This window comes from uncultured Friedmanniella sp., from assembly GCF_964244005.1.
GTDB lineage: Bacteria > Actinomycetota > Actinomycetes > Propionibacteriales > Propionibacteriaceae > Microlunatus.
Genome location: NZ_CAXTHG010000021.1, coordinates 46178 through 66301, shown reverse-complemented (window position 1 = coordinate 66301; position 20124 = coordinate 46178). Strand labels below are relative to the sequence as shown.

Sequence of the window (20124 nt, the reverse complement as noted above, 5' to 3'; positions counted from 1 at the left end):
CAGCTACATTCGACCGCAAATAATGTCCGCACTCCCGTGGCGGGTATCATTCACCGGTCAGCCTCACTCCAAATCATCAACCCCGTCAAGCACCAACGGCGGCAGTTCCCAAAATTTGTTGCTGTTTCGACACCGGCGCTTCGCCCTCGGTGCGACCCGCGGCCCGACTGTCAGTGCCCTCTGCCAGCATCGAGCACAGATGCGTTGCCGACCTCGTGGAGTCCTGATGCCCTGCTGCTTCGTCCCCCCTTACCTCCTCGCCCACCTCGCGGCGGCGGCGGCCGATCCGGTGCTCATCGGCTTCGGCCGCAGCACCCTGCAGGTCGATGCCCGGCTGCGAGGCCAGCGTGAACGGGGGACGCTGCCCGGGCGAGCCCGCACCACCGCATCGGCCGGTACCGATCCGGCCGAGCGGGTCGTGCACACCGCCGCCCACACCGAGCAGCTGCCCGGGGCGGTCGCGCGGCCCGACGGAGCCCCGGCCACAGGAGACGCAGCGGTCGACGAGGCGTACGACTCCTCCGCCCAGGTCTGGGACCTCTTTGCCACCGAGTTCGGCCGGCCCTCGGTCGGCGGCACCGGCGACACGCTGACGGTCACCGTGCACTACGGCCAGGACTACGACAACGCCTTCTGGGACGGCAGCCAGCTGGTCTTCGGCGACGGCGACGGTCAGGTCTTCGACCGCTTCACCAAGCCGATGGACGTGATGGCACACGAGTTCACCCACGGCGTCACCCAGGAGACCGCCGGTCTGACCTACTCGGGCCAGTCCGGGGCGCTGAACGAGAGCGTCAGCGACGTCTTCGCCTCGATGACCAAGCAGCGGTCCCTCGGCCAGGACGCCGTGGCTGCGGACTGGCTGATCGGGGAGGGCCTCTTCCTCCCGGGGATCAACGCCAAGGCGCTGCGCTCGATGACCGAGCCCGGCACCGCCTACGACGACCCCAGGCTCGGCCGCGACCCCCAGGTCGCCTCGATGGCCGACTACGTCGACACGACTGAGGACAACGGCGGGGTGCACCTCAACTCCGGCATCCCCAACCGCGCGTTCGCGCTGGCGTCGATCGGGATCGGCGGCCGCAGCTGGGAGCGGACCGGGAAGGTCTGGTACGACGCGCTCACCGGGGGAACCGTCGGCGCCGACGTTGACTTCGCCGGCTTTGCCGCCGCCACGGTCAGCTCGGCGGAACGACTCTTTCCCGACGCCGGCGAGGTGGCGACCCAGGTCCGGACCGCCTGGGAGCAGGTAGGGGTGCTGACGGCCCCGGCCGACCCGGTCGACCCCGACCCCACCACCCCGCCCGTCGATGGTGGGTCCGTCGACCCCCTTCCCGTGGACCCCCTTCCCCTGGACCCCCTTCCCGCGGACAGCGCTCCGGCCGAGCAGGCGCGAAGGGTGGGCGTCCGGCGCAGCGGCGGCTTCGCCGGGCTGACCCGCAGCGGCGAGCTCGACCTGGACGACGATCCGCAGGGACCGCAGGTGCGCCGGCTGCTGCGGCGTGCCGACCTGACCTCGCTGACCCCAGGGGTCACGGGCTCCAGCGCGGGCCTGCCCGACGCCTTCGTCTACACGGTTGCGCTCGACGCGTGGCAGCTCACCCTGCCGGAGCAGGACCTCACCCCGGAGCTGCACGAGGTGGTCCGAATCGTGCTCGGCACCGGAGAGCAGGTCGACCTGGGCTGAGCGGTTCCAGGCCGGCCGGTCCCGACGACTCCGGCGGGTGCGCCGGTGTGGCAGGGTCATGCGGGCGGAGACTCCCAGGGCAGGGGTGCGTCCTCGGCGACCGGCTCGACCGGGACGACGATGACGGGGCGGTGCTGCCGGTGCGCCAGCTGGGCGGCCACCGAGCCTCCGAAGAACTCCTTGAGGCCGGAGCGGACGCCTCGCCGTCGGCTGCCGATCACGATCGCGTCGACCCCGCAGATGTCGGCCAGCCGGGCCAAGGCGTAGGCGCGGTCACCGGCGAGCTCGCGAAAGCTCACGTCCAGCGGTGCAACCTGGGACCGGATCTGCTCGGCGAGCACCGAGTCGAAGTCGGTGTCGGCAAGCTCGGGGAGATCGGGGTCGAGAGGCCGGGAGACCACCGTGCCGTCGGATCGCTCCTCGACGACATAGCGGCCGACGTCGACGTGCGCGCAGACCAGGGCCGCGTCGAACGCGCGGGCGAAGTGCACCGCCTGCTGCAGCACCGTCGCGGACTGGCCGTGGTTGACCCCGACCAGGATGCGACGCGGTCTCGACGTTTCGCTCACGGGGCTCCTCCTGCCGGTCCTGGTCACCATAACGTCGGCGGCGGAGACCCACCAGACCCCTCCGGCCGACGCTCGGGCGCCGCGAGGCGTCACCAGCTCGCACCGCCACACCCCTAGGGAGGGTGGTGTCAAACGACACCACCCGCCTAGCGTCTGCGTCGCAGCGCCCGAGCACGCGCCTCAGCGGCCCCGGCCTCGGCCTCGCGCCCTTGCTGTCGCATCAGGTGCGCCAGGTTGTCCCAGGGCTCGGCCGCGCTCGGCCGTAGTCCGGCCGCCTGCCGGAAAGTCTGCTCCGCCTCGGCCGGGCGACCAAGCTCACTCAGCGCCACCCCCGTCCGCAGCAGCGTCTCGACGTTGAAGGGGTCCAACGGCAGGGCCCCGGTCAGGGTCTGCAGAGCAGCGCCAGGCTCACCAGCGAGGTCGTACGCGTCGGCGAGGGTCTGGCGGCACACCACCGATCCCGGCAGCCGCGGGCAAGCCGGTTCGAGCAACGACCAGGCCGCGAGAAGCCCCTCGGGCCGCCCCTTCGCCACCAGGACGTGACCGGCTCGAACGGCCACGTCGGGGTCGGAGAGCCTGACCCGGGAGGCGAGGCGAGCCGAGCGGACCGCCCGGGTGTCGTCGTCGCTTCGCACGGCGTCGGCCAACGCGGCCTCGGAGACCAGCAGCGACCCCGCGGAGGCGATGGTGAGGCCGGCGATGCTCCCCGCCAGCGCCCGGGTGGGCCACCGGGACCGCGGCGCCGGAGCCGGAGCCGGACGCGAGAGGGCGCCACCCAGGACGAAGAGGCCGACGACGACGAGCACCGGGTCGGTGAAGGTGGTCAGGTAACCAACCCCGAGGCCGACGCCGGCGGTGGCCGCCGCTCCAGACCAGGCGTCGTGGTCCGCGAGCACGCGCCGGAGGCTGCCGAGGACGGCCACGGCCAGGGCGGCCACGGCCACGACGCCGACGGCGCCGGTGGCTGCGGCGACCTGGAACAGGACCAGGTGCGGGGAGTCCGGTGGCGCCACCGGTCCGGCGGCGGCCTGCCAGGCTGCTGAGTGGTACCGGCCGATCTCGTCGACAAACCGGGACGGCCCGACCCCGGTCAGCGGGTGGTCCCCGACCAGTTGGAGCGTCTCGCTCCACATCAGCAGCCGGCCCGAGACGGTGGCCCTGGCCAGGGGTGAGGTGCCGAGCAGACGGTCCCGCACCATCGGGGTGACGGCGCCTACCGTGACCACCATCAGCACGGGGACGACCGGCCACCACCACCGGATGCGGACGGCGCGTCGGCCCAGGACCGCGCTCAGGGCGAGCACGGCGAGCAGCCCCAGCCACGCTCCGCGTGAGGCGGACAGGGCCACCAGCAGCAGGCCGGACACGGCCCCCGACAGCAGCAGCCGGGAGCGGACGGCGAGGCCGGCCCAGCCCAGCACCGCCGCAGCCAGCACGCCCCACAACCCGACCAGGGTGGCGTTGCCGAGCGGTGTCACCAGCCGTCGGTCGGGATCGCGCAGCAGCTCGACCAGAGCCCACAGGAGGATCACGTGGGTCGACGCCACGAGCGCGGTCGCCAAGTGGCCCCGGATCCGGGGCCGGCTCGGGCCCAGCAGCCGGGCACCGGCCCAGAGTGCCGCGGCGTAGCCGAGCACGAGCGGCAGACCCTCGTAGCGCTGGTAGCGGCCGAGCAACGACAGCAGGGGTGTCCGGCCCGCGAGCGCCGCAACCACGAAGGCGAGGACGCAGCCGGCGAGGGCGAGCCGTACCGGTCGGGGAAGGACGCCGCCGGTCCTCGCGAGGACGGTGGCGATGAGCATGATGCCGATCACCACGAGGCGGAGCGGCATCTCGGGGTCGGCCCCCCACGGCCAGGCGGCGAGCGGGAGCAACCCGCCCGCCGCCCAGGCCGCGACGGTCGCCGAGCGGTCGGTCAGCGCACTTTCCCTGTGTTCGCGGAGGTTCGACTGGTGGTGAGGTAACCCGTCCGTCGGGCGGTGACGGTCACGGCGACCACCTTGCCCTTGTCGGACTTCGCCAGCCGGTAGGTCTTCGCCTTGGCGTTCTTGATCGTGGATCCGTTGCGCAACCACTGGTAGCTCAGCGTCGCCTTGGGTGACCACGTGCCGGCCTTCGCCGTCAGCCTCGACCCGACCTTGGCGGCTCCGCTGAGGCGAGGTTTCGGCGCCTTCGCGAACGTGGCCTGGACGGTGACCGACCCGGTCGGGGCTGTAGTCCCATCGATCGACCGAGCCGCCCCGGTGCCGTCGGCGGCGCTGACCGCGAGCGTCCACCGGTAGGTCCCGGTCTTGACCCGCTTGCCCTTACCGTCCTTGCCGTCCCAGCTCAGGCTGCGGATCGAGCCGTCCGCATTGGCCCTGACGGCCAGCACCCGGACCAGCTTCCTCCCGGACGTGATCCTCAGCTGACCGACCGTGGTCGGCTTCGTGAGGTCGAACTGGGGCCTCCAGCGGTTCGCCGCCGTGGCCGTGGGCGCGAAGGCGGCCGGTACCGCGGGGCTGAGCAGTCGGGGCGCTGACCGCCCCCCGAAGGGCAGGGTGGTGACGTGCGCGACGCCATCGTCGTCGATCCAGCCGACGCGGTTGCCCTCGACCGCCGCGAGATTGCCGTTGCCGACGGTGGTCAAGCCAGCGGACCCGGCGAAGTCCCACGCGTAGAACTCCGAGCTGAGGCTGACCTGCAGCGCCGCAAAGCCGTCGCCCACGATCAGCTTTCGGCCGTGGACACTGGCGGGGACCCGGATCGTCTTCAACGCCTTCGTGCGCACGTTGTAGGCCCGGAGCAGGCTCGTGTCCTCGGAGTCGTCGGAGTCGTCGCCGGGATCGAGGTCGTCGTCGAAGACGACCCAGTCGCCCCAGATCCCGTAGCGCTCGGAGTCTGTGGTGGGGCCGGTCGCCAAGATCTTGTTGCCGGCCGCCACATCGATGACCTGCAGCCGGTTCTTGCGCTCGACCACCGTTCGAGACCCGAAGATCGCGGGGTCGTAGCTCCAGCTGCTCAGCGTGCCCAGGCGCCGTCCGTCGACGGTGAGCAGGTCCGCGCTGTCACGGCCGGGACGCAGTATCAGCGCCTGCCCTCCGGAGAGGTTCGAGGCGAGCGCACCACCGACCGTCCGGCCCCGGGTGGGGCCGTCGTAGAAGAGGGTCTTCCCGCTGGCGGTGCTGACCGCCATCCGCGACCCTGACAGCTGGATCTCGGTGGCCCGCACCGGCAGCAGGCTCTCCGGCCCCAGCGCCGCACCGGTGAGCGACCGCTTCCACACAGTGCTGTCGTCGGCACCTTCGGCAGGACGACCGTCCCCGCCGGCCACCGCGTTCGGGGACAGCGACAGCAGCTCGACGCGAGCGACACCTTGGGGACTCACGGCGACGACGGAGGCGGACCCGTCATCGCCAAGGCGCAGGACCGAGCCCTGCTGCTGGCGGACCTCGTAGGCCTCGAGTCCGGCGGAGGTGTCAGCCCACGTCTGCGGTACCCGGATGCGCGCTGCGGAGCCTGAAGCCCGGACCAGGAGCTGCTCGTCGGTGTCGGAGTTCTCGAGTACCGCCGCCACCGTGCCCTGACCGGCGATGGTCTGCACGTCGATGCTGTCCCCCGGCGATCCGGCGTCGACGTCGACGCTGGAGCACGCGAAGGCGGAGCCCAGGTCGGACGCCCGGCAGAACGTCGTCTGCTTCAGGACGGCGTCGTAGGCCGAGTACACCACGGCCGCACCGACGAAGACGGGTTCCGCGTTCCCGGGGATCCCGGCGTCGCGATCCGAGCCACCAGACAGCGGCACAGCGCGCCAGTCCCCGTTGACCCGGGCGAGCGCCTGACCGTTGCCCAGGCGCCAGTCGTCGACGTAGTCCTGGGTTCCCAGCGCCGTCCGGGTGGATGACCCGTAACTCACGACGTAGGAGTCGGCGTCGCCGCCCGAGACGATGAAGCCGCTCGGACCGGCCTGCTCGAACCGGCCGGGGACCGTCGACTGCTGGACCAGCTGCCCGGCCAGGGAGAAGACCTTGACGGTGGTCGCGTCATCGTCGGACCGGTCGATGACCACCAGTGACTGCCCGACCAGGACGGTCCCGGCGTCGCCGGCGTCGAGCACCTTCCGCCAACGGTTCGTCCCTCCGACGTAGATCGCGCCCTGCACCCGGAGGACCGTGCCCTCCGCGACCTCCCCAAGGACGTCAGCGGCTTGGACGAAGGCCCGCGCCGACGGGAGGGTCACGTCCGGCAGCGCAGCTCGGGCCGGGAGGCCGGTGGACAGCAGCAGGGCGAAGCCGAGCACCGAGGCGACCAGCGTCCGAACCGTCGGCCACGAGAGCGGCAGTGCCCAGGTCTGGATCCCGACCGCGTCCCGGGACGGTGCCGGCGACGGTGACAGGGACGGTGACGGTGTCGCCGCAGGAGAAGCCCCCGCCGGCCTGATCGGGCTCATCCGCGCGGCGGCGATGGAGCTGGGCTCTGGGTGCGGGAAACCGAGCGCGTCGTCGTTACTGATGGCATTCTCCTGAGCTGGCTGGGCCCGGTGGTGGGCGCGCGGTGACGGGGGATCTTCGGTGCGGGCAGAAATCCCTTTTCAGGACTGAGCTCGCCCGGCGACCGTAATTCACCAGCGGTTGCCTGAGGGCCCGAGATGTGGGATCAACCGCCCGGGAAAGGAGTCAACCGAGTCCCCTTTCGATGACCCGTGCCGAGCCGAACCGGCCGGTTCCGGCTGCCTGCCACGGTCGACCCGAGTTGGGTAGTCTGCCCTCAGCCACGGCCGCAGACACACGGTCGGGGCAGCCGCCATGAAAGCCGGACGCGACGGGGGAGCACCGGGCCGAGAGAACGAGGGAGCTCGCGTGAGCCCGAGACCAGCAGCATCACGGACGGACGCGTCGGCCCGGACGTTCCTCGACTCGGCCGCGGCCCTCATCGACGCCGCGATGACCGACAGTGAGAACGTCCCACCTCGGCTGCGAGCGATCAAGTTCCCGGCCTCGCTCGAGTGGATCCGCATCGAGGACGTCCTCAGGCTCGCCGGCCAAGCACCCGGCGCCAGCAAGAAGGCCTTCCGGCAACGGTGGGAGACGCGCGATGAGTTCATCACCGACGCCGCCGTCTACGCGCTCCAGTTCGCTGACCGGCCCTCCGATGAGTACCGCCCGCTCACCGACCGCCTCGCCGGGCTCGAGCAGACCCGGCTCGGCGACGAGGTCGCGTCACTGGCCGGGGACCTGCTCCGCTACGCCGAGTCGAGCCCCCGGTCCTACCTGATGCTCCACATCGGCAGCGTCCTGCACCGCCACCCCACCCTCCAGCAGGCCTTCGCCGCCAACTGGAGGACGCTGCGGCAGCCGTTCGTCGCCGGGTACGTCGCCGTCCTGGACCGGCTCAGCCTGACCCTGCGACCAGGGTGGACGCCGGCCAGCTTCGACCGCGCCCTGCACGCCATGGTCGACGGCTTCCTCCTGCAGGGACGGATCCACCCGGACGCGCCCCAACTGGGCACCGACGAGACCGTCACCGGCGCGGCGGACACCTGGAGCCATGTCAGCCTGTTCGCCGAGACGGTCGTGGCCTTCACCCTCGGAGCCCTCGACACCGAGGGTGGCGGGCTGGATGCGCGTGCGGCGCTGTCGCTCCGAGCCGCCGCCGCGTCGGGGCAAGCGTCCTGACCACCGGTCGTCCAGGCGGCGTCCCGCCCCACCGGCCGGAGCACTAGGGTGGCCAGAGTGCGGACGGTGGCGTAGCGGGTGAGGTTGGAGCTCGACGACTGGCTGCTGAGCAAGGCCGAGCGAGCCAACGACCAGACCCGGCTGGACGACCAGCACCCCGGCTCCGCCGCCTGGTCCACCGGGAACCACGTCCGGCCCCTGGTCCACGGCTCGACCTACTTCGCCGAGCTGGCCGAACGGATCCCCGGCACCGGACCAGGTGACCTCATCTACTTCACCGACTGGCGCGGCGACCCCGACGAGCGGCTGACCGACGACCCCGCCACCGAGATCGAGGACCTGCTCTCGGCCGCCGACGAGCGCGGCGTCGACGTCCGCGGGCTGATCTGGCGTTCGCACTGGGACAAGCTGTCCTTCTCCGAGGCCGAGAACCGGCACCTGGGCGAACAGCTGCAGGCGCACGGAGCTGAGGTGCTGCTCGATATGCGGGTGCGGACGGGCGGCTCGCACCACCAGAAGCTGCTGGTGATCCGCTATCGGGACGCACCAGAACGCGACATCGCCTACGTCGGCGGCATCGACCTCTGCCACTCCCGCCGCGACGACGCCCAGCACGCCGGCGATCCGCAACCGCAGCCGATGGCGGGCGAGTACGGGCCCACGCCGCCCTGGCACGACGTGCAGGCCGCGATCACGGGACCGGCGGTGCACGACGTCGAGACGGTCTTCCGCGAACGCTGGCTCGACCCCACCCCGCTGAGCCGCCACCCCTGGCAACGGCTGCGCGACCGCCTCACCGGGATGGACACCAGCCCCGACCCGCTCCCGGACCAGGCGCCACCCCCGCAGCCGGTGCCCGCAGGCACCCACGTCGTGCAGCTGCTGCGCACCTACCCGAACCTGCGACACGGCCGGGACTACCCCTTTGCCCGGGGCGGAGAGCGCAGCGTGGCCCGTGGGTACAGCAAGGCGCTGGCCCGCTCCGATGAGCTGGTCTACCTCGAGGACCAGTACCTGTGGTCGGTGGAGGTGGTGCGCGCCTTCGTGGACAACCTCCGACGCAACCCGCGGCTCCGGGTGATCGCCGTACTGCCGCAGGTGCCCGACAACGCCTCCCCACTGTCCCGGGTGCCCCAGCAGCTGGGCCGGCTCAAGGCAATGCGGCTGCTCCAGCAGGCCGGCGGGGACCGGGTGGCCGTCTACGGGCTGGAGAACCACGAGGGCACGCCGGTCTACGTGCACGCGAAGGTCTGCGTGATGGACGACTGCTGGGCCACCATCGGTTCGGACAACTTCAACCGGCGCTCCTGGACCCACGACTCCGAGCTCTCCGCGGTGGTGGTGGACGAGCTCGGCGGCGACCACTCCGCCTACGCACGGCGCCTCCGGCTGACGCTCGCGGCCGAGCACCTGGACCGGGAGGTCGGCTCGGCCGAGTTTCCCGGTGACATCTCCCGCATTCAGCAGGGCACGGCACCGGGCGACCTCGACGACACCGCCCTGCTGGAGATCATGGCCGACTGCCTGAGCGCTGCGGGAATGTTCGACACCTTTGCCGCCTCGGCCGCCCGGCTGCAGGCCTGGCACGACGGCGGCCGGGTCGGCGCCCGACCACCCGGACGACTCAGGCCGCTGCCACCGATCAGACTGTCGCGCTGGCAGCAGCTGTGGGCCGAACCTCTCTACCGCACCGTGCACGATCCGGACGGGCGCCCCCAGGCCTTGCGCCGACGCCAGGAGTTCTAGGAGCCACCTGACGCGACCGCTACGACGCCTTGACCGTCAGCACCGGACAGCCGACGGTGAGCAGGATCCGGCTCGCGGCGCTGCCGAGGATGAGCTTCCCCACCCGAGAGCGGCGGCGGAGCCCGATCACCACCAGCTGGGCGTCGCTCTCCTGCGCCACCACCTCGAGGAGCTCGGCCACGTCGTGGCCGGCGTCGACCTGGCGCAGCTCGGCTGGGACGTCCAGCCCGGCGAGCTCGACCCGCAGCTGCTCGAGCGCGTCCCCCTGCAGGTAGCGCTGGTCGACCAGGGCGTCGCCGCGACTGGTGTTGACCACCACCAGCCCGGTCTGGCGGAGCCGAGCCTCGGCGATGCCGCGGTCGAGCGCGGCCCGTCCCTCGGGGGCGGGCACGTAGCCCACGACGACGCTCACGCGGGTCCTCCTTCGGCCATGGCGGCGCTCCGCCGCCGGGTGAGCTTGAGCACCGCCGGCGCGAGCACCACCACCAGCGCGACGACCAGGATGATCCGGCTGAACCACGAGTCGACCAGGGCGGTCAGGTCACCGTTGCTGATGGCCAGGGCGCGGCGCAGGTTGGTCTCGGCGACCGGGCCGAGGATCAGCCCGATCACCGCCGGCGCGACCGGCCAGCCGAAGCGGCGCATCGCGAAGCCGAGCAGGCCGAGGACCAGCAGGATGACCAGGTCGAGCGGGTCGGCGTTGACGGCGTACGAGCCGAGCGAGGCGAACATCAAGATGCCGGCGTAGAGGTAGGGCCGCGGGATCTTGAGCAGCTTCACCCAGATCCCGACCAGCGGCAGGTTCAGCACCAGCAGCATCGTGTTGCCGATGAACAGCGAGGCGATCAGGGTCCAGACCAGCGTCGACTCGGTGGTCAGCAGGGTGGGGCCGGGCTGGATCCCGTAGCCCTGGAACGCGGCCAGCAGGATGGCCGCGGTGGCCGAGGTGGGCAGGCCGAGGGTGAGCAGCGGCACGAGCACTCCGGCGGCGGCGGCGTTGTTGGCCGCCTCGGGTCCGGCGACTCCCTCGATCGCGCCGTGGCCGAACTCGTCCGGGTGCTTGGTCAGCCGGCGTTCGGTCGCGTAGGAGAGAAAAGTGGGGATCTCGGCCCCACCGGCCGGGAGGGCGCCGAAGGGGAACCCGAAGGCGGTCCCCCGCAGCCACGGCTTCCAGGAGCGCCGGAAGTCCTGCCGGGTCATGAAGGAGCCGGAGCTGCTCATCACTTCAACCGGCCCGTGCCGCAGCCGGGACGCGACGTGCAGCGCCTCACCGACCGCGAACAGCGCGACCGCGACGATCACCACGTCGATCCCGTCCGCCAGCTGCGGGATGCCGAGGTTGAACCGCTGCTGACCGGTCAGCAGATCGGTGCCGACCAGCCCCAGGAAGAGCCCGACACAGAGCGAGGCCAGCCCCCGCAACGGCGACGCGCCCAGCACCGTGGCCACGGCGAGGAAGGCCAGCAGCGCCAACGCGAAGTAGTCCGCCGGGCCGATCGCGATGGCGAGCTTGACCACCGTCGGAGCGACCAGCGCCAGCAGCAGGGTGGCAATCGTGCCCGCCACGAACGAGCCGATCGCGGCGGTGCCCAGCGCAGCCGCCCCCCGGCCGGCCTTGGCCATCTTGTTGCCCTCGAGCGCGGTCATGATCGAGCTCGACTCACCCGGGGTGTTCAGCAGGATCGAGGTGGTGGAGCCGCCGTACATGCCGCCGTAGTAGATCCCGGCGAACATGATGAACGCCGCGGTCGGTTCGAGCACGTACGTGATCGGCAGCAGCAGCGCAACCGTCATCGCCGGGCCGATGCCCGGCAGCACGCCGACCGCCGTCCCGAGCAGGACGCCGAGGAGTGCGAAGAGCAGGTTGACCGGGGTGGCCGCGTCGGCAAAACCGCCGAGCAACGAGCTCAGTGCCTCCATCAGAGCCAGCCCGTCGCCAGCTCGAGCAGGATGCCCCCGGGCAGCACGACGCCGAGGGCCTTGACGAAGATCAGCCAGACGATCACTGAGGTCAGCCCGCCGGCCAGCAGCGGCCGGAGGATCCCCCGCGCGCCGAGGGCCCAGGCCACCACGCCGAACATCGCGGTGACCGCGAGGGGCCAGCCGACGACGTTGATCAGCAGCGCGTGGGCGAGGAAGGCGACCGCGATGATGCCGACCGCCCGCCAGGACGTGGCCGCGTCCGGGTCGATGTCCTCGCCCTCTTCGGCCGGCCCCTGGTCTCCACGCAGGATCCGGATGCCGAGCACCGCCCCCACCGCCACGGTCGCGGCCCCGACCAGGTACGGGAAGAAGCGGGGACCGACGGTGTTCGACGAGCCCGGGACGGCGATCGTGGTCGCGTCGAGGATGACGTAGAGCCCGAGCGCGAGCAGCAGCACGCTGAGGGCCAGCTCGCCGTAGTTGCGGCCCGGGGGCGCCGACGCAGGGGTCGAGGGCTCCGTGTCCGGTGACTCCGGCGCCTCCGAGGCGTCCGGCAGGATCGCCGAGCTCACGTGAGACCGATTTCGGTGAGGATCTTCTGCACGCGCTGCTCCTCCTCGTTCAGGAACGCCCCGTAGTCGTCCCCGGTCAGGTACAGGTCGTCGAAGCCGTTCTTGCTCAGCACGTCCTGCCACTCCGGGGTGTCGTGTGCTCGGGTGACCAGGTCGGTCAGGTCGGCGCGCGCGTCCGGCGTCAGCCCCGGGTGGGACATCAGCCCGCGCCAGTTGGACAGCACCAGGTCATAGCCCGCCTCGGTCATCGTTGGCACGTCCGGCACCTGGGCGCTGCGCTTCTCACTCGAGACCGCGAGGCCGCGGAGCTTGCCCGCGGTGACCTGCGGGCCGTACTCGCCGATCCCGGAGATGCCGGCCGCCACCTTGCCGCCGAGCAGCGCGGCGAGGGACTGGCCGCCGCCGGAGTAGGGGATGTAGTTGATCTCCTTCGGGTCCACGCCGCCGGCTTGGGCGAGCAGTCCGGCGAGGATCTGGTCGGTGCCGCCCGCGGACCCGCCCGCCACGGGATGCTCGCGGGTCGAGCCGCGCCAGTCCTCGACGAAGTCCTTGAGCGTGCGGTACGGCGAAGCCGCGGGGACGACCAGGATCTCTGTCTCACCGACCAGCCGGGCGATCGGCGTCACGGCCGAGGTCTTGACCTTGGACTTGTTGGTCTCCACCGCGCCCACCATCACCAGGCCCATCATCATCAACAAGGCGTCGTCGGACTCGCGGCTGAGCTGGCCGAGGCCGATGGTGCCGCCGGCGCCCTCGACGTTGAAGACCTGCACGTTGCGCGCCAGCCCGGTCGACCGGATCACCCGCTGCAGCAGCCGAGCCGTGGTGTCCCAGCCGCCGCCGGGACTGGCCGGGGCCATGATCCGCAACCGCGACAGGTCACCGGGCTTGGCCACCGTGCCGGCGCAGCCGCTCAGGCCAGCGACCGGCAGGCTCAAGGCCCCGGCAAGGAGGGTTCGACGGCTCAGGCCCACGATGATCCTGTCGTTGTCCACCCCACGTGGCGGGGCGCGTGTGACGCAGGTTACACGGCGGTCGAGGGGACGGAAAGCGTCGGGTCCGTTGCGCGGCTCTCCCGGACCACGTGCAACGCGTCCTGACGTCGAGCGCGGCCGAGCAGCACGGCCGCGACGGCCATCACCACCCCGGCGAGCAGCAGCGCGTACGGTCCGCCCAGGTAGCGGGTCACCGCGGCTGAGGCGAGCGCGCCGAGACCCATGGTGACGATCGCGCCGACCCGCCGCAGCCAGGCCGACCCCGCACCGCCGGCGAGCCGGCTGTCGGCGGAGAGGTTGACCATCGTCATCGTGACCACCACGGTGGACAGGTCGCGCAGCCCGGTGTGCCGGACGGCGGCCGCCTGGGCCCCGAGCAGCAGAGCGAGCAGCCCGGTGAGCACGATCATCGTCGGCCGGCTGATCTCGCCCAGCGCCAGCCAGACCAGCGCCAGGACCACCAGCGCGCCGGTGTCGGCGAGCACGATCAGCAGCGCCCGGCGGGGCAGCCGGACCGGTCCGGTCGAGGCGCGGGTGAGCCGCGAGCCGAGCGAGGCCCCGAGGCAGAAGGTGAGCAGCGCGACCAGGTTGTTGAGCACCGGGATCCCCTGGACGCCTACCAGGCCAAAGCCGAGGAAGAGCACGTTGCCCGTCATGTTGCCGGTGAACACGCGGTCGAGCGCCAGGTAGCTGACCGCGTCCAACGCTCCCGTCGCCGCCGTGAGCACGAGCAGGGCGGTGGCGTACCCGCGGTCGACCCGGTCCGACATGGCGGTCCTCCTTTGCCCTCGACGCTGCCGGTGGTCAGCGCGCGCTCACCCTATGCGGGACATCAGGGCTGGCGCTGCACCCCCTATTGTCGTGGCCATGGAGTATCGACAGCTCGGCAAGTCGGGCCTGCGGGTCTCGACCATCACGCTCGGCACGATGGGCTTCGGCGGCAGCGGCTGGGCCGCTGCGGTCGGCCAGATCGACGTGGCTGGAGCCGCCCGCCAGATCGGCCTCGCCCGGGACGCGGGCGTCAACCTGTTCGACACCGCCGACGTCTACTCCAGCGGCACCTCCGAGGAGATCCTCGGCGCCGCGCTCGGGTCGTCACGGGACGACGTGCTGGTGGCCACCAAGGTCCGGATGCCGATGGGCGACGGCCCGAACGACGCCGGGCTGTCCCGGCACCACATCATCCGCGGCGCCGAAGCCAGCCTGCGCCGGCTCGGCACCGACTACCTCGACCTCTACCAGGTGCACGAGTGGGACGGTCAGACTCCGCTCGAGGAGACCCTGCACGCGCTTGACCACCTGGTCAGCTCGGGCAAGGTCCGTTACATCGGCTGCTCGAACTACGCCGCCTGGCAGCTGATGAAGGCGTTGGGGACGGCCGACAAGCACGGGTACCAGCCCTTCGTCAGCCAGCAGGTCTACTACTCGCTGCAGAACCGCGACATCGAGAACGAGATCGTGCCCGCGTGTCTCGACCAAGGCGTCGGCATCCTGGTCTGGAGCCCCATCGCGGGCGGGCTGCTGTCCGGCAAGTACCGCCGCGGGGTGGACGCGCCCGCCGGCAGCCGGCACCTGGGCGAGTGGAGCGAGCCGCCGGTCAACGACGAGGACAAGCTGTACGACACCATCGAGGAGATCGTCGCCATCGGCGAGGCGCACGGCGTCTCGGGCGCTCAGGTGGCCCTGGCGTACACGCTGGCCAAGCCGGCCGTGACCTCGCTGATCGTCGGGGCCCGGACCGAGAAGCAGCTCGCCGACAACCTGGCCGCGGCCGACCTCACGCTCACGGCCGAGGAGCTGGACCGGCTCGATACTGTCAGCGGCTCCCCGCTGATGTACCCCTTCTGGCACCACGCCGCCACCTCGAGCGACCGGCTCAGCGCCGCCGACCTCACCCTGCTGGGTCGCCACCTGAGCTGAGGAGATCGAGTGTGCGCCAAGCGCGGGCTGGGGCGTCCGCAGACCGCGTCTTGACACACACTCGACTGCGCGGCCATCCTGCTGCGGCCGAACGGGTCCAGAACCACGGCTCGCGCGGCTGGGCTGGTCGGCGGCCGACGTGGAACGGGTGAGCCGGGCGGCGGTCCATCGAACAGCTGGCTGCTGCTTTTCGCCCCATGACCGCGGAATCATGGGGACCATCATCGGCATTCTCGTCATCAGCGCCTTGGTGCTGGTGATCCGCAGCCTATGTAGGCGCGGCCCGTGGTGAGCAGGTCACCCGCGGCTGACCCCGGCCTCCACCACTATCACCTCGAGGGTGCGGGGGCCATGCACGCCCTCGACCCGGTTGAGCTCGATGTCGCTGGTGGCGCTCGGGCCGCTGATCATGGTGGTCGGCCGGGTCAGGTCGAGCCGGCTGACCATCTGGGGCACGTCCGCCACGACCTGGTCCGGCCGGACCACGCAGAGGTGGTAGTCGGGAATCAGGCTGACCACCCGCCGGCCTTGACCAGCCGTACCGTCCAGGACCAGCGTGCCCGTCTCGGCCACGGCCAGCGCGCAGCTGGTCACGACGCCGTCCACGCCGTCCAGCACGGCGACACTGAGCTGGCCGTCGACCTCGAAGCCGTCGGTGTGCACCGTCGTCGCCGCGTCGAGGCCGGCCAGCCAGCTCGGCTCGAAGCCCGCCGGCACGACGACCGTACGGGCCCCGCGCTCGGCCAGCGCCGCCGCGACCGTGGCCGCCACCTCGCCCTCGGTGCAGCGCCGGACCAGTGCCTTGTAGTCGAGCAGCCGATCGACCAGTCGCTCGGTCAGTGCGTCAGCGTCCAGGTCGGAGCTGGTCCGGTAGTCGCGGGCGATCGAGTCGTACGGCAGGTCGGGCGGCGGCGCGTCCGCGTGCGCCGCGGCGATCCGGGCCAGCACGTCTTCCCGGGCGCTCATGCCGGACCCCCGCGTCCCCGACCCGCTGACCGATGCTCCACAGATTGCCTTTTCCGCCTCATCGGGGCCCGAAGTGCCCCAGCGGGAGCATTCGTCAGCGGTTTGCCCGCCGTACCCCGAGGGAGCGCAACCCCTGCGGGGCCCTCGACAGGCTCGGGACGCGTATCTGGGCTCGCTGCCTCCAGGCTCCAAGAAGTTGCGTATGCGCTCACGACTGGTCCCCGCGCCCTGAGCTTGTCGAAGGCCTCGAAGAGGTTGCGCTTTCGTGCTCGGCACTCCACCAGTCGCGGAAGGTCTGCTGTGGCGGGCGCTTCAGGTCGCGGCTGTCGGTCCACGGGCCCACGACCGGGAGCGGGATGCGGCCAATCATCTCGGCGGCTCCGCCGCGGGCGATCACGCCCCGACGCCGACCCAGCACCCGGCCGAGCCGGCCGCTGCGGACGGCGAGGGTCCAGCGCTTCGGGTTGCGCATCACCCAGGCGACGGCCTTCATCGCCGCGGCCTCCACGCTCGGCAGCCGGTGCTCGGCGGCGTAGGTCTCGGTGTGGGCGGCCCGCAGGTGCACGAGGATCTCGGGGATGTTGATCTTGACCGGGCAGACGTCGTAGCAGGCGCCGCAGAGCGAGGAGGCGTACGGCAGCGAGGCGTTGTCCTCCACCCCGGTCAGCTGCGGCGACAGGATCGCCCCGATCGGACCGGGATAGACCGACCCGTACGCGTGGCCGCCGGCCCGCTCGTAGACGGGGCAGACGTTGAGGCAGGCCGAGCAGCGGATGCAGTTCAGCGCGTCCCGGCCACGCGCGTCGGAGAGGACGGCCGTCCGACCGTTGTCGAGCAGCACCAGGTGGAACTCCTGCGGCCCGTCGCCGGGAACGACGCCGGTCCACAGGGAGGTGTAGGGGTTCATCCGCTCCCCCGTCGACGAGCGCGGCAGCAGCTGCAGGAACACCTCGAGGTCCTGCTCACGCGGGACGAGCTTTTCGATGCCCATCACCGTGATCAGGGTCTGCGGCAGGGTCAGGCACATCCGGCCGTTGCCCTCGGACTCGACCACCGCAAGGGTGCCGGTCTCGGCGACGGCGAAGTTGGCCCCGCTGACCGCCACCCGGGCGGAGAGGAACTTGCGCCGCAGGTGCTGCCGGGCCGCGCCGGCCAGCGCGGCCGGGTCGTCGGTCAGCTCGGGGTCGACGTCGCCCATCTCGCGCAGGAAGATCTCGCGGATCTCGGCCCGGTTGCGGTGGATCGCCGGCACCAGGATGTGGGAGGGCTTGTCCTGCCCCAGCTGGACGATCAGCTCGGCCAGGTCGGTCTCGAAGGCCGCGATCCCCTCGGCCTCGAGCGCCTCGTTCAGCGCGATCTCCGCCGTGGCCATGCTCTTGACCTTGACCACCTCGTCCGACCCGGTCGCCTTGACCAGGTCGATGACGATCCGGTTGGCCTCGGTGGCGTCGCGGGCCCAGTGCACGACGCCACCGCGTGCCGTCACGACCTCCTCGAGCTGCACCAGGTACGCCGGCAGGTTCGCCATCGTGTGCACCTTGAGCTGGCGGCCCGCCTCGCGCAGCTCCTCCCAGTCGGGGAGCTCGGCGACCACGGCCGCCCGCTTGTCCCGGATCGTCCGGGTCGCGTTCCCGAGGTTGCGGCGCAGCTGGGTGTCGGTCAGGGAGTGCCGGGCGAACTCGGGAAAGCTCTCCTCCCCGCGCAGGTGGCCGACCCCGCGCGGCGAGACCACCGGCATGCCCAGGTGGACGGCGGTCATGCCGCTCCCCCAGCAAGCCCGGCCACCCGCGCCCGGAGCCGGTCGAGACGCGTTCCCTCACCGGTGAGCACCAGCGGCTGCTCGCGGGTGGCGGCGAGGATCTGGGCCAGGTGCACGGTCTTGGCGCCGGCCCGGAGCCGGGAGAGGCCGCCACCGATGTGCATCAGGCACGAGCTGTCTCCGGCCGTGCAGACCTCCGCGCCGGTGGCGGTCACGTTGGTCATCTTGTCGGCCAGCATCGCGGTCGAGGTGTCGGCGTTCTTGATCGCGAACGTGCCGCCGAAGCCGCAGCACTGGTCGGCGTCGGGCAGCTCGACCAGGTCGAGCGCCTCGACCGACCGGAGCAGCTGCAGCGGCTTGTCGCCGACGTGCAGCATCCGCAGCGAGTGGCAGGTCGGGTGGTAGGTGACACGGTGCGGGAAGTAGGCCCCGACGTCGATCACGCCCAGCACGTCCACCAGCAGCTCCGAGAGCTCGTACGTCTTCGCCGCGACGGTCTCGACCCGGCTGACCAGGGCGGGCGTACCGAAGCGTTCGGCGACCATCGCATGCTGGTGTCGGACCGAGCCGACGCACGAACCCGACGGGGCCACCACCGCGTCGCACGCGCCGAACACGTCGGCGAACCGGTCCACCAGCGGCAGGGCCTGCTCCTGGTAGCCGGTGTTCACGTGCATCTGCCCGCAGCAGGTCTGGGCCGCCGGGAACTCGACCGTGTGGCCGAGCCGCTCCAGCACCGTCACGCATGCCCGCCCCACGTCCGGGTAGAGCGCATCGGCCAGGCAGGTGATGAACAGCGCGATCTTCATTGGCACAGCTCCCAGATGCGGGCCGCAACGGCCTCGTTGCCCCCAGCGTGCCAGACGGAACCGACAGCGCCCGCACGCCGGGCGACACCAGGGTCCGCAGGACAGAATGCGGGTCATGGAGCAGCTGATCGCGCGGGCAGCCGCCGACCGGCACCGGCCGCGGTTCCACGTCGTCTCCCCGGCCGGCTGGTTGAACGACCCGAACGGGGTGGGCCAGTGGCAGGGCCGCTATCACCTCTTCTACCAGTACAACCCGGACGCGGCGGTGCACGGCAACATCCACTGGGGTCACGTCTCGAGCGCCGACCTCGTGCACTGGCGAGACGATCCGGTCGCCCTCAGCCCAGGCCCCGGACCGGACGCGGACGGCTGCTGGTCGGGCGTCCTGGTCGACGACGGCGGCACGCCCACGCTGGTCTACTCCGGCAACCGGGACGGCGTGGGCCAGCGACCCTGTCTGGCGGTCGGCGACACCGAGCTGCGGCACTGGCGCAAGGAGCCGGTCCCGGTGATCCCCGACCTGCCGCCGGGTGTGGACCTGCTGGAGTTCCGCGACCACTGCGTCTGGCGGCGGGACGGACGGTGGCACCAGCTGATCGGGGCCGGCATCGCGGGCCAGGGCGGTGCGGCCCTGCTCTACCGCTCGCCGGACCTACGGACGTGGACGTACGTGGGTCCGATCCTGGTCGGCGACGCCGAGGACCGCTGGGTGTGGACCGGCAGCGTCTGGGAGTGCGTCGACCTGTTCCGGCTGGGCTCCGGCGCCCCCGACGCTGGGAATGAGGCCGCGCTCGACGTGCTGTTGATCTCGGTCTGGCACGACCAGGTCACCCACTACGGCGTCTACCTGACCGGCGTGTTCGACGGTGAGCGGTTCGAGCCGCAGCAGCGCCGCCACCTGGACTTCGGACGGCACTACTTCTACGCCGCCCAGTCGTTCCGCGACGAACAGGGGCGGCGGGTCCTCTTCGGCTGGCTGCCGGAGGGCCGGTCCGCCGCCGCGCAGGTCGAGGCCGGCTGGTCGGGGGTGATGTCGCTGCCCCGCGAGCTGACCCTGGGCGCGGACGATGAGCTGGCTGGTGGTCGGCTTCCGGGCCACCCCGGACGGGGCCGAACAGACTCGACTGGTCCTGTCGGCCCCCGAGGTGGACGCGGCGCACCCGGGCAGCGTCCGGCTGCTGCTGGACCGGAGCTGCAGCAGCCTCGACCGCACGAGCGACGACCAGGAGCTGCACGGTGAGGTCCCGCTGGTCACGGACGAGACGCTGTCGGTGCGGCTGCTGCTGGACCGGTCGGCGTGCGAGATCTTCGTCAACGGTCGGGCGATGACCGCCCGCCTCTATCCCACCCGTGAGGACGCGACGGAGATCTTCCTCGCCGCTGGCGCGCGTCCCGTACGGGTCGACCGGCTGCACCTGTGGCGGATGGCGGACCTGGACTGGGGTCCACGCGTCGCCCGCCCATGACCGAGCCCGAGCCTTGGTGGGCGGACCGTCGCGCGCGGGCAGGCCCCGCTCGTCACCG

General features: G+C 71.8%; 17 protein-coding genes. 6 read left to right on the top strand and 11 right to left on the bottom strand.

The features are described 5' to 3' along the window. Positions 1–226 precede the first annotated feature (226 nt). Positions 227–1687, top strand: coding sequence for a protealysin inhibitor emfourin (locus tag ACFE76_RS14040; protein ID WP_375432383.1), 1461 nt, complete (start codon positions 227–229; stop codon positions 1685–1687). Positions 1688–1743: 56 nt separating this feature from the next. Here the strand turns inward: ACFE76_RS14040 and ACFE76_RS14035 are convergent, their stop codons facing one another. The 3 genes from ACFE76_RS14035 to ACFE76_RS14025 all read right to left on the bottom strand — a co-directional run bounded on the left by ACFE76_RS14035 (position 1744) and on the right by ACFE76_RS14025 (position 6685). Further along, positions 1744–2256, bottom strand: a complete 513-nt coding sequence (locus tag ACFE76_RS14035) for a universal stress protein (RefSeq protein ID WP_375432382.1) — start codon at positions 2254–2256, stop codon at positions 1744–1746. A 146-nt stretch (positions 2257–2402) separates the two neighbouring features. Continuing rightward, positions 2403–4130 carry an O-antigen ligase family protein gene (locus ACFE76_RS14030; protein ID WP_375432381.1) on the bottom strand — a complete coding sequence of 576 codons (1728 nt, stop codon included), beginning with the start codon at positions 4128–4130 and terminating at the stop codon, positions 2403–2405. Positions 4131–4171: 41 nt separating this feature from the next. Further along, a complete protein-coding gene (locus ACFE76_RS14025; protein WP_375432380.1) occupies positions 4172–6685 on the bottom strand; it encodes a hypothetical protein in 2514 nt (837 codons plus the stop codon). A 409-nt stretch (positions 6686–7094) separates the two neighbouring features. Here ACFE76_RS14025 and ACFE76_RS14020 point away from each other — a divergent pair, with 409 nt between their 5' ends. Next, on the top strand, positions 7095–7910 hold the full coding sequence (locus tag ACFE76_RS14020) for a hypothetical protein (RefSeq protein WP_375432379.1): 816 nt from the start codon (positions 7095–7097) through the stop codon (positions 7908–7910). A gap of 78 nt (positions 7911–7988) precedes the next feature. Further along, on the top strand, positions 7989–9656 hold the full coding sequence (locus ACFE76_RS14015) for a phospholipase D family protein (RefSeq protein WP_375432378.1): 1668 nt from the start codon (positions 7989–7991) through the stop codon (positions 9654–9656). Between the two features lie 19 nt (positions 9657–9675). Here the strand turns inward: ACFE76_RS14015 and ACFE76_RS14010 are convergent, their stop codons facing one another. The 5 genes from ACFE76_RS14010 to ACFE76_RS13990 form a co-directional block, all read right to left on the bottom strand. After that, positions 9676–10068: a universal stress protein gene (locus ACFE76_RS14010; protein ID WP_375432377.1), complete on the bottom strand. Its 393-nt coding sequence runs from the start codon at positions 10066–10068 to the stop codon at positions 9676–9678. Further along, positions 10065–11576: a tripartite tricarboxylate transporter permease gene (locus ACFE76_RS14005; protein ID WP_375432376.1), complete on the bottom strand. Its 1512-nt coding sequence runs from the start codon at positions 11574–11576 to the stop codon at positions 10065–10067. Before ACFE76_RS14005 ends, ACFE76_RS14010 begins: the two co-directional genes overlap by 4 nt. Then, positions 11576–12151, bottom strand: a complete 576-nt coding sequence (locus ACFE76_RS14000) for a tripartite tricarboxylate transporter TctB family protein (protein WP_375432375.1) — start codon at positions 12149–12151, stop codon at positions 11576–11578. Before ACFE76_RS14000 ends, ACFE76_RS14005 begins: the two co-directional genes overlap by 1 nt. Next, a complete protein-coding gene (locus ACFE76_RS13995) occupies positions 12148–13089 on the bottom strand; it encodes a Bug family tripartite tricarboxylate transporter substrate binding protein (RefSeq protein WP_375432374.1) in 942 nt (313 codons plus the stop codon). The genes ACFE76_RS14000 and ACFE76_RS13995 overlap by 4 nt, the downstream gene beginning before the upstream one ends. An 86-nt stretch (positions 13090–13175) precedes the next feature. Continuing rightward, on the bottom strand, positions 13176–13916 hold the full coding sequence (locus ACFE76_RS13990) for a YoaK family protein (RefSeq protein ID WP_375432373.1): 741 nt from the start codon (positions 13914–13916) through the stop codon (positions 13176–13178). A gap of 97 nt (positions 13917–14013) precedes the next feature. On the opposite strand from ACFE76_RS13990, the gene ACFE76_RS13985 reads away from it, so the two are divergent. Next, entirely contained in the window at positions 14014–15066 is a 1053-nt protein-coding gene (locus tag ACFE76_RS13985) for an aldo/keto reductase (protein WP_375432372.1), read from the top strand. Between the two features lie 297 nt (positions 15067–15363). Here ACFE76_RS13985 and ACFE76_RS13980 read toward each other — a convergent pair whose 3' ends face one another. The 3 genes from ACFE76_RS13980 to ACFE76_RS13970 form a co-directional block, all read right to left on the bottom strand. Further along, positions 15364–16032: a lactate utilization protein C gene (locus ACFE76_RS13980; protein WP_375432371.1), complete on the bottom strand. Its 669-nt coding sequence runs from the start codon at positions 16030–16032 to the stop codon at positions 15364–15366. Positions 16033–16240: 208 nt separating this feature from the next. Next, entirely contained in the window at positions 16241–17791 is a 1551-nt protein-coding gene (locus ACFE76_RS13975; RefSeq protein ID WP_375432370.1) for a LutB/LldF family L-lactate oxidation iron-sulfur protein, read from the bottom strand. Beyond that, a complete protein-coding gene (locus ACFE76_RS13970) occupies positions 17788–18600 on the bottom strand; it encodes a (Fe-S)-binding protein (protein WP_375432369.1) in 813 nt (270 codons plus the stop codon). The genes ACFE76_RS13975 and ACFE76_RS13970 overlap by 4 nt, the downstream gene beginning before the upstream one ends. Positions 18601–18715: 115 nt before the next feature. Here ACFE76_RS13970 and ACFE76_RS13965 point away from each other — a divergent pair, with 115 nt between their 5' ends. Together ACFE76_RS13965 and ACFE76_RS13960 are read left to right on the top strand one after the other, a co-directional pair. Next, positions 18716–19840, top strand: a complete 1125-nt coding sequence (locus tag ACFE76_RS13965) for a glycoside hydrolase family 32 protein (RefSeq protein WP_375432368.1) — start codon at positions 18716–18718, stop codon at positions 19838–19840. Further along, positions 19746–20066, top strand: a complete 321-nt coding sequence (locus tag ACFE76_RS13960) for a GH32 C-terminal domain-containing protein (protein ID WP_375432367.1) — start codon at positions 19746–19748, stop codon at positions 20064–20066. The genes ACFE76_RS13965 and ACFE76_RS13960 overlap by 95 nt, the downstream gene beginning before the upstream one ends. The last annotated feature ends 58 nt before the right edge of the window (positions 20067–20124 follow it).